General features: G+C 31.2%; 13 protein-coding genes. All 13 read right to left on the reverse strand.

The annotated features are described in order from the left end of the window. Window positions 1–43 precede the first annotated feature (43 nt). The 13 genes from F7018_RS07705 to F7018_RS07765 all read right to left on the reverse strand — a co-directional run bounded on the left by F7018_RS07705 (window position 44) and on the right by F7018_RS07765 (window position 14,388). On the reverse strand, window positions 44–538 hold the full coding sequence (locus F7018_RS07705; protein ID WP_150899462.1) for a hypothetical protein: 495 nt from the start codon (window positions 536–538) through the stop codon (window positions 44–46). A 57-nt stretch (window positions 539–595) separates the two neighbouring features. After that, window positions 596–1,291: an ABC transporter ATP-binding protein gene (locus F7018_RS07710; RefSeq protein WP_150899463.1), complete on the reverse strand. Its 696-nt coding sequence runs from the start codon at window positions 1,289–1,291 to the stop codon at window positions 596–598. Window positions 1,292–1,303: 12 nt separating this feature from the next. After that, a complete protein-coding gene (locus F7018_RS07715; protein WP_246175085.1) occupies window positions 1,304–2,659 on the reverse strand; it encodes a DUF5687 family protein in 1,356 nt (451 codons plus the stop codon). 241 nt (window positions 2,660–2,900) lie between these two features. Next, window positions 2,901–3,401 carry a DUF1761 domain-containing protein gene (locus F7018_RS07720; protein WP_150899464.1) on the reverse strand — a complete coding sequence of 167 codons (501 nt, stop codon included), beginning with the start codon at window positions 3,399–3,401 and terminating at the stop codon, window positions 2,901–2,903. 87 nt (window positions 3,402–3,488) lie between these two features. After that, window positions 3,489–4,481, reverse strand: coding sequence for a DUF4837 family protein (locus F7018_RS07725; RefSeq protein ID WP_150899465.1), 993 nt, complete (start codon window positions 4,479–4,481; stop codon window positions 3,489–3,491). A 31-nt stretch (window positions 4,482–4,512) separates the two neighbouring features. Next, a complete protein-coding gene (locus tag F7018_RS07730; protein ID WP_150899466.1) occupies window positions 4,513–6,039 on the reverse strand; it encodes a lytic transglycosylase domain-containing protein in 1,527 nt (508 codons plus the stop codon). Between the two features lie 7 nt (window positions 6,040–6,046). Further along, on the reverse strand, window positions 6,047–6,808 hold the full coding sequence (locus tag F7018_RS07735) for an exodeoxyribonuclease III (protein WP_150899467.1): 762 nt from the start codon (window positions 6,806–6,808) through the stop codon (window positions 6,047–6,049). 27 nt (window positions 6,809–6,835) lie between these two features. Continuing rightward, window positions 6,836–7,492, reverse strand: coding sequence for a CoA transferase subunit B (locus F7018_RS07740; protein WP_150899468.1), 657 nt, complete (start codon window positions 7,490–7,492; stop codon window positions 6,836–6,838). Window positions 7,493–7,496: 4 nt separating this feature from the next. Next, window positions 7,497–8,198, reverse strand: a complete 702-nt coding sequence (locus F7018_RS07745; RefSeq protein ID WP_150899469.1) for a CoA transferase subunit A — start codon at window positions 8,196–8,198, stop codon at window positions 7,497–7,499. Window positions 8,199–8,226: 28 nt separating this feature from the next. Continuing rightward, on the reverse strand, window positions 8,227–10,530 hold the full coding sequence (locus F7018_RS07750) for a transglycosylase domain-containing protein (RefSeq protein WP_150899470.1): 2,304 nt from the start codon (window positions 10,528–10,530) through the stop codon (window positions 8,227–8,229). Then, window positions 10,530–11,030 carry a gliding motility lipoprotein GldH gene (locus F7018_RS07755; protein WP_150899471.1) on the reverse strand — a complete coding sequence of 167 codons (501 nt, stop codon included), beginning with the start codon at window positions 11,028–11,030 and terminating at the stop codon, window positions 10,530–10,532. Before F7018_RS07755 ends, F7018_RS07750 begins: the two co-directional genes overlap by 1 nt. Further along, a complete protein-coding gene (gene ricT / locus F7018_RS07760; protein WP_150899472.1) occupies window positions 11,005–12,468 on the reverse strand; it encodes a PSP1 domain-containing protein in 1,464 nt (487 codons plus the stop codon). Before ricT ends, F7018_RS07755 begins: the two co-directional genes overlap by 26 nt. Window positions 12,469–12,699: 231 nt before the next feature. Next, window positions 12,700–14,388 (reverse strand): glutamine--tRNA ligase/YqeY domain fusion protein, encoded by a 1,689-nt coding sequence (locus F7018_RS07765; RefSeq protein WP_150899473.1) that lies wholly within the window; start codon window positions 14,386–14,388, stop codon window positions 12,700–12,702. Window positions 14,389–14,411 lie beyond the last annotated feature (23 nt).

Here is a 14,411-nt window from a genome sequence, read left to right on the forward strand (position 1 = left end):
TGTACGTAAAAGCGTAAAAATAATAATAAAAAGATAATTTTTATCAATTTAGTTTATCACAATCGATATTTACATTTTTACATCGTTCTTGGTAAGCTAAAATTAGTTTTTCTTTTGCTAAAGAACTTTTCGGAAAATACTCTAGTGCTTTATTATATTGATAAATAGCATTTTTGTATTTCTTTTTTGCTAACCACTGGTCTCCGTCTTGTATAACAAAGTTGAATTTTGGTAAATATTTCTTGTTATATGCTTCTTTTTTTATTGCAATGCTTCTACTATTTATTTCTTTTTGAGCATCTCTAAACTGTATCAATAATGGAATGCTAATTAAAGTTAACACTATCAAAGTTAGACTGAAATAAACTCTGAGTTTCTTCTCTTCTTCTTTTATTTTTAATCTAATTCTTCTTTTAACTCGATTTAACTCGTAGTTAGACTTTTTAAAAAAAGAAAGTTTACCTTTAAAAAGACCCTTTAATTCTTTTTTCTTCTCAGATGGTGAACCTTCTTTTTTAAATATGCTTTTCTTTCGCAATAAATTTTTATTATTACGAAGTATAGGTTTTATGCTACCATAACCTCCAAACATATATTAAGCCGAAAAATAGCTTTCTAATTCTTGCAATGTTTCTTGTGATGTATTGATATCTTTTACCACGTTTCCTTTGTCTAAAACCACTATTCGCTCACAAACATCGGTTACATGACTTAAATCGTGACTTGATACTAACACCGTAACTTCCTTATTCTCTGTTAAGGTTTTTATTATATTTTTCAGTCTGATTTGAGTCGTTGGATCTAAATTTGCAAAAGGTTCATCTAAAATTACTACTTGTGGGTTACCCATCATTGCAGCAACAATTCCTGCTTTTTTCTGATTTCCTTTACTTAGGTCTCGTAAATATTTTTTCTTTCCTAAGATTTCTCCGTTAAAAAACTCTTCAAACTGAGTTAAATAATCGGCAATATCTGCTTTATTCATTCCTCTTAGCTCACCAACAAACTCAAAATATTCTTGTGGTGTTAAATAGCCTATTAAAAAACTTTCATCTATAAAAGAACCTGTAAAAGTTTTCCAGCCTTCGCTTTTATTTACTACTACTTCATTATTTACTATTTCTCCAGTAGTAGGTCTTATCAAATCCAACAAAATATTAAAATATGTTGTTTTCCCTGCTCCATTATTACCAACCAAACCAAATGATTGACCTGCTGGAATCTCTAATTGTTCAATATGTAAAACTTGAGTGTTTCCGTATTTTTTAGTAAGATTTGTTACTTGTATCATAATATTGTTTGATTAGTTTTCTTGATTAAATGCATGCACCATGGCATATTTATTTGCTATATATTTTCTAGTAATTGCTACCATTAACTTTTGATGAAACGCAACTCCTAAAAGCCCTAAAGTAATCAAAGTTATTACAGCTGTTTCAAAATTTACAAGCCAATTAACAATTCCAAAAATCCCCATTGGTATTAACATTAATGGTAAACCTATTAACCATTGTACTGCTCCTGTTCCTTGGTAATTAAACGCTGCCTTTTGATCTAGATTTATTTTTTTTCTATTGAAAGTTCCTCCATACATAATTACATGAGTGTTCACTCCAATATTGTATATAGCTGCTGCAAAATGTGCTAATAATATTTTCCATCCGAAGTATACATATGGGATTCCTAATACGAAAAAGATTATTACACTCATACTCATAAGCATAAACTTCGATTTTAAATAACGCTCGTATTTAAAATTCTGACTCATTAACATTTTATAATAACTACTATCCCAAGCAGGTATAAATTGACCAAAGTTAATTAAGAAGATCCCCGTTGAAAACACCCCAATGAAAGCAAAGAAAAATTCCTTATCGGCATATTGTGGTTGTGGATAAAAAAACAGACCATATAATAAACCTATAATTGTAATCCATAAAGTAGATTTACTTCTTTTATTTCTTAAAATCAGTTTTAAATCTAATTGCATAAAAGGAGCTATTTCTCCAAAGTTTTTTGTCCAAGTATAATCTGATGTTTTGGCTTCTTCTACTTTGTTTTGTACCGCTGAATCTAAAAACAAATTACTCTTTAAAATACGATAATTTGCAATATAAAGCCCTACTAACAACAGTATAGGAATTAGAATAAATATTGGATTATTAGAAATTCCTAAAATTGCATTTGAAATTAAATCTGAAAAAGAAACTATCTTAAAATAATCTAGTGCAAACAATCCTGAGGATATTGCTATTAATGGTAAAAAGGATAAATCGCTTTTAGCACTTAAATTTTCAATAATGAAATTTAAAAAGTTAATTACTAAAACAATTAGTATTAAAGTTAAAACCCAAGGTATTATTTGACCTGGATTGTATCCTTTAGAAAGTAAAACAAAACTAAAAGGCATAAAGGCAAATAATGGTAAGAAGTTAAAAAATGAAAGCGCCGATTTACCTAATACATAATTAATTATTTTACTTCTTTTTATAGGTAATGTAAGTAATGGCTTTACGGTCATTACTGGAAGTTTTTGTAGAAAGAATCGAGCTACTAAGTCAAATAAAATCCAAAAGAAGAGAAACCCATTAACCATTAAAAAAGGATCTTCATTTGGAAACATTTCTTTTAAAGCTGGATATATTCCTATACCTAACATTAAAAACATTAATGTAAAAAAAAAGTGCAAAAAACCCAATAAATATTTTTATTCCAATATTTTTTTGCCAATAAGAAGAACGAAAATATTGTTTCCATTCTAATTTTAAAAAATGTGAAATCATTTGGTTTGTTATTAATTGATTGCTTATATGTATTCGTTTTCTAATTTTTGTTACATAAAAAAAGCATCAATTTTATAAAACCGATGCTTTTTAATATTCTTTTTTTGTTCAATATACTTATGCCCACTGACAAATTACTCCTCCCATTAATGCTAATGTTATAATCCAATATCCTGCATTTATAAATACATATTTAAAACTCTTTCTTTCAAATAATGCTTGTGTTCCTAAAATTGGTAGACTTATAAATAATCCAATCATAGTTCCATGCAGTGCTCCATGACCAAATGTTCTGAATCTATCTCCAAAATTAGACATGAATTCTTTAAAGTAAGCAAATGCTCCTCCTGTTTGCTCCATAAAACCTGGCTCTCCCATTAACACTGACTGAACTCCCCATTGATGTATTACTAATGTTTGTAATATAAATGCTAGTAAAAAACTAAACACATAAGAGAGTCCAAAAATCTTCCCCATGTTTGCTCCCTGCATTGATTCTTCTGTAAAGTTGACCTCTTTCATCCAAGCGTTTTTAAAAAGCATTGGACCATACCAAATAAATCCCATCACCATAGGAACTAATGCTGCTATAGCGGTAATTAAAAAATTAAATTTCATAAATATAAAGTTTTGGTTTACAACCAAATATAACAAAAAAAGCATCAAATAATTATTTGATGCTTTTCTACTTATTTTCTTTAAACTTTATTTAATTTTCATTGATTTTGCTATTGCTTCTAATTCAAAAAGAAAATCACGTTTATTTACTGAAGGTGCATATGTAAATCCTTCAAAAATTACCAATCGGTTATTTTTCTTGTCAATTACTGTATAGTTTATAAATGGTCCTGCCATAAAATCATTTTTTACTTCCCATTTACCTCTGGTTTCATATGCTTTTTTACCATCTATTTCGGCATCAAATGTAAAAGGTGTGTATGCTTGTTCTGTAATCATATACATTCCTTCTTTACTACCTGGAATATATTTTCTCCCTATAGTATCACGTACCGCTGTAATATTATCTGCAACTTTAGCTTCATCTTCTAAAGGAACACTATATATTAAAATATTATTAGTTCCATCTCCTCTTGCTATACCACTCTTTAAATGCTGTCTCATCCATAAAAAATCACCCGTATCTTCTACTAAATTATATCTTTTAGGGATATCAACTGTTAATCCAAGGTTTTGAATTGTTTTAAACTTTGTTTCATCGATACGTTCTTTTTTAAAGATGTTTTGAGTAAATCTTATATCTTCATCTTTAAATAACTTAATTATCTCTTTACCTCTGTTCTTTATTAAGTTTATAAGCCCTTCTTTACCTTTTGCTGTTGCATAAACAATAATTTGAGGTGCAGCATATCTATTTTTCTCTACTTTTATGCTTTCATCAGCACCTTCTTGAAGTATCAAAACCGCTTTAGCATGTCTCATGAAACTACTAAAGCCTACTGGATCTATCTGCCCAACAGATAATAACGTTTCTGGTTGTGGCAACCCAACTTGATGTTCTCCAAATACAGTGCGAATTTCATCTCCAATTTTACCTTCCCAATCGGCAGCTTTGGTTACAACCATTATTTTATTGGTTTTACCATTAGAAGTTGGTAAAGTATAGCCGCTCTTTCCGTCACTTGTTTTGCACGAAATTACTAAGCAAGCCAATACTAATATGGTTACTATTTTCTTCATAGTTTATACTTTAATTGTTTAGTTGTAGAATTTAGCTTTTAAAAATTTTAAGCTTCATTCCAGGTTTTAGACTTTTTACACTCCAAATATTATTCCATTTTTTAATTTGTTCAATAGAAATTGATGGATATTTTTTAGAGATGGTCCATAATGAATCTCCATTCTTAACAATATATATTTCATGCTCACCTTTTGGTGTTTCATGCTTCTTTTTAGAAGCTTGTTTTGGTATTGCTAATTTTTTAGGATAAATACTTAAGCGTTGGCCTATTTTAAGCCTATTATTACGTAAACCATTCCAACGTTTTATATCTCTTACCCTTACTCCAAACTTATTTGCTATTTTCCCTAAATAATCTCCACTACGTACTCTATAACGAATACGCTTATCCATTTCGAAGTACTTAGGCAATGGTTTTTCTCTCTTAGCATCATCTTCATTTGCCAAGGTATAGATATCCTTCTCTTTATCTAAGAATTCTATTACACTTTTACGAGGTAATCTAACTGCATAATTTTTTCCTTTTACGTATGGAATTATGTCTAGTTTATACGATGGATTTAAAAACGATAACAAATCTGTATCGATTTTTGTTTTTTCTGAAATCTGATCAAAACTTATCGTTCTTTTTACCCTTACTGTATCTGTTTCAAAGTGAAATATTTTTGGTGCTTCTGGATAAATCCCATGTTCTTCTGCATATTCAAAAATATACATCGTTGCGTAAAAAGCTGGTACATACCCTGCTGTTTCCCTAGGTAAAAAAGGTCTAATATTCCAGTAATTTTTATAACCTCCAGATCGTTTAATTGCTTTTGAGACATTTCCTGGTCCTGAATTATATGCTGCTAAAGCTAAATCCCAATCGCCAAATATTTTATATAACTGACTTAAGTATTTACAAGCTGCTATAGTTGCTTTTACTGGATCCTGTCTATCATCTACATAAGAATTAACTTTCAAATCAAACTGAACTCCTGTTCCATACATAAATTGCCATAAACCCGTTGCTCCTACTCTTGAACGAGCATCTGGACGTAAAGCTGATTCAACAATCGCTAAATATTTCATCTCTAATGGTACATCGAACTGATCTAAATATTGTTCGAACATTGGAAAGTAATATTTGGCTTTTGCCATTAAAGCAGGATAATACTTTTTACGATATTTTAAATAACCATTTATTACTTTTTCTAAAGCTGGATTGTATGCTAAATGAAATGGTGTTTTTACATCTATATCATTCAATCGTTTTTTTAATAAATCTGTTGAAAGTATTGTAGTTGTATTCCCTAGAATGTCTTTATCGTTTATTACATACTGAATACTATCAAACAACGATGAATTAAACTTTTCTTCTATTAGCAAACTATCAATCATTTTCAAATCGGCATCTGAAAACAAATCTTCTGCTTGCTTTATTTTAATAGAATCTTTTGCTACAATCGTTGAGTCAACGGCAATTTCTAGATTTGGTTTTTCTACTGAAGTACTATCAATTGGTTGTTGTGCAAAAATTGAAACTGTAAAAAAAAGTAGTAATAGTAAGTTTTTCATCTTTGGTTTAAATATCTAATTCTACAGCTATTGGGCAGTGGTCTGAATGCTTTGCTTCTGGTAAAATATAAGCTCTAGAAATTTTGTCTTTTAAAGGCTCAGTTACCATTGCATAATCTAATCGCCATCCTTTATTATTAGCTCTAGCATTCGCTCTATAACTCCACCATGAATACTCTTGTCGTTCTGGATTTAAATGACGGAAACTATCAATAAATCCACTATCTATAAATTTACCTAACCATTCTCTTTCTTCTGGTAAAAACCCAGAAACTCCTTTCATTTTTGGGTTATGAATATCAATCTCTTCATGACAAATATTATAATCTCCACAAATTACTAAGTTTGGAATTGTTTTACGTAACTCAGTAGCATAAGCTAATATTTCATCCATATAGTTAAATTTATAATCTAACCTTGCTGAATTTGTTCCTGACGGTAAATACATACTCATTATTGAAACCTCATCGAAATCTACACGAAGGTTTCTTCCTTCAAAATCCATAGATTCTATCCCTGTTCCATATTCTATATGCTTTGGCTCTTCTTTACAAAACACAGCTACTGATGAATATCCTTTTTTTTCTGCTGAAAACCAATAGTGATATGGGTATCCAGCATTTTCAAACTCAGTTACATCTAGTTGTTCTTTATGTGCTTTGGTTTCTTGTATGCAAATTACATCTGGACTAGCTGCTTTTAACCAATCTATAAATCCTTTTTTTAAGGCGGCACGTATTCCGTTTACGTTATATGAGATTATTTTCATTTAATTAAAATGATTGATTTACTGGTTTTAAATAGCCATTTCTGGTATTTCTCCATTTACAATTAAAGTACCTTCTGTTGCTTCTTGAATTTCTTCTACTGAAACCCCTGGTGCTCTTTCTAATAAATGAAAAGCATTATCTTTTATTTCAAGTACAGCTAAATTGGTTACTATTTTAGTTACACATCCAACTCCTGTTAATGGTAGTGAACATTTTTTTAACAATTTAGATTCTCCTCTTTTATTGGTGTGCATCATTGCTACGATAATATTATCTGCTGATGCTACTAAATCCATAGCTCCTCCCATTCCTTTTACCATTTTCCCTGGGATTTTCCAGTTTGCAATATCTCCATTTTGAGCTACTTCCATAGCTCCTAATACTGTTAACTGAACATGTTGCCCTCGAATCATAGAAAAACTTGTAGCTGAATCAAAAATAGAACCTCCATCTAAAACCGTTACGGTTTGTTTTCCTGCATTAATTAAATCGGCATCTTCTGTACCTTCTACTGGAAAAGGTCCCATTCCAAGTAATCCGTTTTCTGATTGAAACTCCACTTCTATTCCTTCTGGAATATAATTTGCAACCAAAGTTGGGATTCCAATTCCTAAGTTAACATACCATTTATCTTGTAATTCTTGAGCTATTCTTTGTGCTATTTGTTGTTTTGTCAATGCCATCTTGTTACAATTTTGGTGTTACTGTACGTTGTTCTATTCTCTTCTCATATTTTTCTCCTTGAAAAATACGTTGCACAAAAATCCCTGGAATATGAATTTGATTTGGGTCTAATTCTCCAGCTGGCACTAATTCTTCTACTTCTGCAACTGTAATGGTTGCTGCTCCACACATATTTGGATTAAAATTACGTGCTGTCCCTTTAAATATTAAGTTTCCTGCTGTATCACCTTTCCATGCTTTTACAAAAGCAAAATCGGCTTTAAAAGCTGGTTCTAACACATACATTTTCCCATCAAACTCTCTTGTCTCTTTTCCTTCTGCTACTTCTGTTCCGTAACCTGCTGGTGTATAAAATGCTGGAAAACCTGCTTGCGCAGCTCTACATTTTTCTGCTAATGTTCCTTGTGGCGTTAATTCTACTTCTAACTCACCAGATAACATTTGACGCTCAAACTCATCATTTTCTCCTACGTATGAAGAAATCATTTTTTTGATTTGTTTATTTTGTAATAGTAACCCTAATCCAAAATCGTCAACTCCTGCGTTATTTGATATACAAGTAACGTCTTTTACTCCTAATCTTACCAATTCTGCAATTGCATTTTCTGGTATTCCGCACAAACCAAAACCTCCTAACATAAAAGTCATTCCGTCTTTTACGCCAGCAACTGCTTCTTGTACGTTATTTATTTTTTTATTTATCATGTTTAGTTGTTTGTTTTTCTAAATACAATTAAAAATCAGTTTCTTCATCTTCTACTTCCTTCTCTTTCTCTTCAACATCTCCTTCTACTTTTTTCACCTCATCACAGTTGATATTGATTGATAAGTCTTCCTCTGGTTTTTCAAAATCTTCTTTACTAATGTTAAGCGTTTTATCTTCATAACATTTTTTCATAAATAATCCCCAAGTTGGTAAAGACATTGTAGCTCCTTGCCCATATGCTATTCCTTTAAAGTGAGTAGCTCTATCTTCTCCTCCTGTCCAAACTCCTGTTGCTAAATTTGGAACTATTCCCATAAACCAACCATCTGATTGATTTTGCGTTGTTCCTGTTTTTCCTGCAATTGGATTTTCTAATTTATAAGGGAACCCTGTTGATATTTTTTTATACTTAGTCCAATTTGATCTTAATCTTCCTCCTGATCCGCTTAAAGTTACACCTTTCATTAAATCAAGTATTACATACGAAGATTCTTCACTTAATACCTCTTTTGTTTCTGGCACAAATTCTTCTAATACAGTTCCATTTTTATCTTCAATACGCGTAATCATCATTGGACTTACTCGTAAACCTCTATTAGCAAAAGTTGCATAAGCACTTACCATTTCTATTAATGATAAATCTATAGCTCCTAAGGCTATTGATGGATTTGCTTCTATTTTTGATTTTATTCCTGATGATTCTGCTAAACGTGCAACATTTATTGGTGATACTTTATCTATTAATTGTGCTGTTACTACGTTTGTAGAGTGTGCTAATGCTTCTTTAAGTGTTAACTCTCCCCCATATTTATTATTTGAGTTTTTAGGTGTCCAGTCTTCTGGCATTCCATATTTCTCTTTTGGAATTGTGTATAAAATGTTTGGCAACTTATCGCAAGGAGACATTTTCAATTGGTTTATTGCTGTTGCATACACAAATGGTTTAAATGTTGATCCTACTTGACGTTTTTGTTGCTCTACTGCATCATATTTAAAATACTTATTATTAATTCCTCCAACCCATGCTTTTATGTGTCCTGTTTGCGGCTCTATAGACACCAATCCTGAACGTAAGAAATGTTTATAATAACGAATTGAATCGTAAGGAGTCATTACGGTGTCTTTTTCTCCTTTCCATGAAAACACTCGCATATCTGTATCGGTATTGAACGATTTTTCTATCTCTTTTTCCGATTTTCCTGCTGCTTTCATTCTCTTATAACGTGTAGAACTTCTTTTTGCACGTTTCATACTATTCAAGATTTCTTTTTTATCTAAATCGTAAAACGGTGCTGTTCTATTCTTTTTCTGTTCAGCAAAGAAAAACGACTGTAAATTTGCCATATGCTCTTCTAATGCTTCTTCTGCATATTTTTGCATACGTGAATCAATAGTAACATATACTTTTAATCCATCTTTATATATATTGTATGGCTGTCCATTTGGTTTTAAATTATTCTTTGCCCACTTTTTTAATCGCTGTTTTAAATTTTCTCTAAAGTAAGTTGCCAATCCATCACTATGACTTTCTGGAGTGAAATTAATTTTTAATGGTAATTTTTGTAATGAATCTTTTTCTTTCTCTGTTAAAATTCCATTTTTTGCCATTTGTGAAAACACTACATTTCTTCTTTGTAATGATTTCTTTTTAGAAACTTTTCTATGTGGATTGTATTGCCTTGGATTTTTTAGCATTGCTACTAAAATTGCCGACTCTTGTAAATCTAAATCTTTTGGTTCTTTTCCAAAATAAATACGTGCTGCTGAACGTATTCCTGTTGCATTAAAAAGAAATCCTTGGGTATTTAAATACATTGTTGCAATTTCTTCTTTCGTATACTGACGCTCTAGCTTTACAGCTACCACCCATTCTTTCATTTTTTGAGTAATACGTACAATTATGTTTCTCGAAGCTCTTCCTGTAAAAAGGTTCTTTGCTAATTGTTGTGTAATTGTACTTGCACCTCCTCCAGCACCCATTTTGGCTACTGCTCTTGCTAAACCTCTAAAATCTATCCCTGAATGTTCGTAAAAACGTTCATCTTCTGTAGCTACTAGGGCTTTTATTAAGTTTTCTGGTAAATCTTTGTATTGGATTGGTGTTCTATTTGCTTTTACATAGTATTTTCCTAAAGTTTTTCCATCTGCTGAAATAACTTCTGTTGCTAAATCACTTTTAGGGTTTTCTAATTCTTCGAAAGATGGTAATGCTCCAAATACTCCCCAAGAAGCTAATAAAAACATTAAACATAAAAATAGGAATCCACCTAAAACGATAGACCAAAACCACTTAATATATTTAACAAAACTGACTGCTTTTTTCTCTGCCATTATTTAATTTTTTCTATTCTAAACCCTACCTGAGTAATTCCTTCTAATTCTTCTATACCTTCAATTTCTCCGTTTTTTCTCATTGCTTGTCGAACTTTAAAAGTATATTCTCCGGCTTTTGGGAATGTTATGTTTTCTTTATAATAAAGTTTATTTTCTTTTATATCTGTAAATCCAGTTCCTAAAAATTTCCCTGTAAGATCAGCCATATCATACTCTAAAGTATCTATAATTGCTTCTCCACCTGGAAAATCCATTTGAGTTATTAAAAACAAGTTACTATAACCGTAATCTTTATTGTTTCTTAAATTTATAAATAAGTTTTTCTTGTTTATAGAATCGTTTATAGTAAAAGTAAATGCCAGTGTATTTTCTTTATTCCATGAGTTACCTGACAACGAAATATATTCATCGTACACGCCTTTTGAATCGCATGATGCTAGCATAAAAATTGCTAAAAAGAATACTGCTATTTTACTCTTTATTATTCTTGTTTTCATTATTCTTATTTCCGTTAGGCTTTCTTTTTCTCTGATTATTATTTCTTCTTCTTTGATTATTTGGTTTTTTCTTTTGTGTTTGTGTTTTATTTTCTTCTGAACCTTTTTGAGGTTTTGGTTTATTTGACTTAGGATTATTCTTAGGCTTTTGCTTCCTATTATCAACCCTTTTCTTGTCAGTTTTTTTATTATTTGGTTCTGCTTTAGCTTGATTTTTTTGTGGTCGTTTTTTCGGTTTTGCCTCCGTAGCATTATTTGATTCTTTCTTCGTTTTCGCTGCTGGCTTTTTTCCTATTGGCTTTCTCGACCTTCTTCTATTTCCTCTTCTTGGCTTTTTTGGAGTATCAAAACGTGTTAAACTATCTTGTCCAACTACATTTTCAAAATTAACAGCTTCTTCTTCTGTAATTTCTAACTCATACTCATCTAACGGTAAAGCCAGTTCATTATTTTTATTTAATTCAATAATTTCATGAACTTGATCTAAGGATAACTTAAACCACTTAAAACTTTCCTCTTTATAAGTATACCAAAGCATTTTTTTGAAAATATCCATTTTTACAAAAACGGCATCTCCTTTTTCTGTTTTAAGTATTTTATCTTGCTTTGGAAAACTTTTTAATGCATCTAAATAGGTGTCTAATTCAAAATTTAAACAGCATTTTAATTTACCACATTGTCCTGCTAATTTTAATGGATTTAACGATAATTGTTGATAGCGTGCTGCTGCTGTATTTACCTTTCTAAAATCTGTTAACCAAGTTGAACAACACAATTCTCTACCACAAGAACCTACTCCTCCTAATCGAGCTGCTTCTTGACGCATTCCTACCTGACGCATCTCTACTCGAATAGAAAAAGTTCCTGCTAAATCTCTAATTAATTGTCTAAAATCTACACGCTCATCGGCAGTATAATAAAAAGTAGCTTTGGTACCATCTCCTTGATATTCCACATCTGAAAGCTTCATTTTTAATCCTAAACGACTAATTATTTCCCTTCCTTTTCTTTGTGTTTCAAGTTCTTTTTCTCTAGCTGCTTGCCAGATATCAATATCTTTTTGCGATGCTTTTCTGTAAATTCTCTTAACATCTTCACTATCTGCAGCAATTTTTCGTTTTTTCATTTGAACTTTCACTAGCTCACCAGCTAACGAAACAATTCCTACATCATGTCCTGACGATCCTTCAACTGCTACAATATCTCCCATTGAAACAGTTACTTTATCTGAATTTTTAAAAAAGTGTTTTCGTCCGTTTTTAAACCGAACTTCGTATATATTAAATGGAGCTTCACCTGTTGGTAAAGTCATATTTGATAACCAATCAAAAACGGCTAATTTATTTCCACTCCCACAAGTGCCTGTTGCACAATTTCCATTGCTTTTACACCCATTAGGAACCCCGCTTTTGTTAGTTGAGCAACTGCTACAACTCATAAAATAGTATATTTTTATAAATATTTTTTAAACCTGATATTTATACAGTATCAAAAAACATTTTTTTATTATTGATTTTCAGTTAGATAAAGTTTATTTTATCACAACTTCCCTTAATCAGTAAAGATACATATTCTATTGAAATCTTAAAATGGAATCTTTGCATTAAAAAACTCCCTATAAATTTTAAAAATCTATAGGGAGTTTTTATTGCTATTACAGTTCTTTAAACTACTTCTTTTTTGCCCAATTATCTCGTAATCCAACTGTTTTATTAAACACTAGATTTTCTGGTGTTGAATCATCATCAACATTGAAATATCCTAATCGTTGGAACTGGAACCTGTCTCCTATTTTTGCTGTTTGTAAACTTGGTTCTACAAATGCTTCTATTTTCTCTAAAGAATCTGGGTTGATAAACTCCATAAAATCTTTGTCTTTGTGAGCGTCTGGAGCCTCGTCTAAAAACAATCTATCATAAGCTCTTACCTCAGCTTTTACTGCATGTTTTACAGAAACCCAGTGTAAAGTTCCTTTTACTTTACGCTTACTTTCTTCTGTTCCACTACCTGATTTTGTTAATGGATCATAAGTACAGTGAATTACTGTGATATTTCCATTCTCATCTTTCTCACAACTTGTTGCTGTGATAAAATATGCATTCTTTAATCGAACTTCTTTTCCTAATTTTAATCTAAAGAATTTTTTATTTGCTTCTTCTCTAAAATCTTCTCGTTCAATATAAATTTCTCTTGAAAATGGCACTTCTCTTGTTCCTGAGTTTTCATCTTCTGGATTGTTCTCAGCAATTAAGATTTCTTCTTCTCCTTCTGGGTAATTATCAATAATTACTTTTACTGGATCTAGAACTCCCATTACTCTATTGGCTGTTTTGTTCAAATCTTCTCTGATTTTAAACTCTAACAATGCCACATCTATTACATTCTCTCTCTTTGAAACTCCAACTGTTTCAATAAAGTTTCTAATTGATGCTGGGGTATATCCTCTTCTACGTAAACCTGAAATTGTTGGCATTCTTGGATCATCCCATCCATTTACAACACCTTCTTCAACCAGTTTCAATAACTTACGCTTACTCATTATAGTGTAACTTAAGTTTAAACGTGAAAACTCTCGTTGTTTTGGTGGGTTTGGATACTCTGATTTACTATACTCATATACGTTATCTCTAAACCAATTGTATAATTCTCTATGTGGTTTAAACTCTAACGAACATAACGAATGTGATATTTGTTCTATATAGTCACTCTCTCCATGTGTCCAATCATACATTGGGTATATTACCCAATCGTTTCCTGTCCTATGGTGAGCTTTCTTTAAAATACGATACATTAATGGATCTCTCATTAACATATTTGGCGACGCCATGTCTATTTTAGCACGTAAAACATGTGTTCCTTCTTCGAACTCTCCGTCTTTCATTCTAGTGAATAAATCTAGATTTTCTTCTACACTTCTAGTTCTATAAGGACTGTTTTCTCCAGCTTTTGTAGGCGTTCCTTTTTGTACTCGCATTTCTTCTGAAGTCTGGCTATCAACATATGCTTTCCCATCTTTTATCAATTGTACTGCCCAGTCGTATAATTGTTGAAAATAATCAGATGAATATAATTCGTTTTCCCATTGATACCCTAACCAAGAAACATCTCTTTTTATAGCATCTACATACTCTTGTTCCTCTTTTGCTGGATTTGTGTCGTCGAAACGTAAATTTACTGGAGCATTATACTTTTCTCCTAAACCAAAGCTAATTCCAATAGCTTTTGTATGTCCAATGTGTAAATATCCGTTTGGTTCTGGTGGAAAACGAAAACGTAAGTTTTCTTTTGGCATTCCATTTGCCAAATCTTCTTCAATAATTTGTTCTAAAAAATTCAATGATTTCTTTTCTTCTGACATTTTCTGTTGAATTTGAAGTGCAA

Source organism: Tenacibaculum aiptasiae, from assembly GCF_008806755.1.
Lineage (GTDB): Bacteria > Bacteroidota > Bacteroidia > Flavobacteriales > Flavobacteriaceae > Polaribacter > Polaribacter aiptasiae.

Coding starts and splice junctions, on each gene's coding strand:
- ricT (WP_150899472.1), bottom strand. CDS start 12,468: ATGAGTTGTAGCAGTTGCTCAACTAACAAAAGCGGGGTTCCTAATGGG.
- F7018_RS07735 (WP_150899467.1), bottom strand. CDS start 6,808: ATGAAAATAATCTCATATAACGTAAACGGAATACGTGCCGCCTTAAAA.
- F7018_RS07725 (WP_150899465.1), bottom strand. CDS start 4,481: ATGAAGAAAATAGTAACCATATTAGTATTGGCTTGCTTAGTAATTTCG.
- F7018_RS07715 (WP_246175085.1), bottom strand. CDS start 2,659: ATGTTAGGTATAGGAATATATCCAGCTTTAAAAGAAATGTTTCCAAAT.
- F7018_RS07750 (WP_150899470.1), bottom strand. CDS start 10,530: ATGGCAGAGAAAAAAGCAGTCAGTTTTGTTAAATATATTAAGTGGTTT.
- F7018_RS07740 (WP_150899468.1), bottom strand. CDS start 7,492: ATGGCATTGACAAAACAACAAATAGCACAAAGAATAGCTCAAGAATTA.
- F7018_RS07720 (WP_150899464.1), bottom strand. CDS start 3,401: ATGAAATTTAATTTTTTAATTACCGCTATAGCAGCATTAGTTCCTATG.
- F7018_RS07730 (WP_150899466.1), bottom strand. CDS start 6,039: ATGAAAAACTTACTATTACTACTTTTTTTTACAGTTTCAATTTTTGCA.
- F7018_RS07745 (WP_150899469.1), bottom strand. CDS start 8,198: ATGATAAATAAAAAAATAAATAACGTACAAGAAGCAGTTGCTGGCGTA.
- F7018_RS07755 (WP_150899471.1), bottom strand. CDS start 11,030: ATGAAAACAAGAATAATAAAGAGTAAAATAGCAGTATTCTTTTTAGCA.
- F7018_RS07765 (WP_150899473.1), bottom strand. CDS start 14,388: ATGTCAGAAGAAAAGAAATCATTGAATTTTTTAGAACAAATTATTGAA.
- F7018_RS07710 (WP_150899463.1), bottom strand. CDS start 1,291: ATGATACAAGTAACAAATCTTACTAAAAAATACGGAAACACTCAAGTT.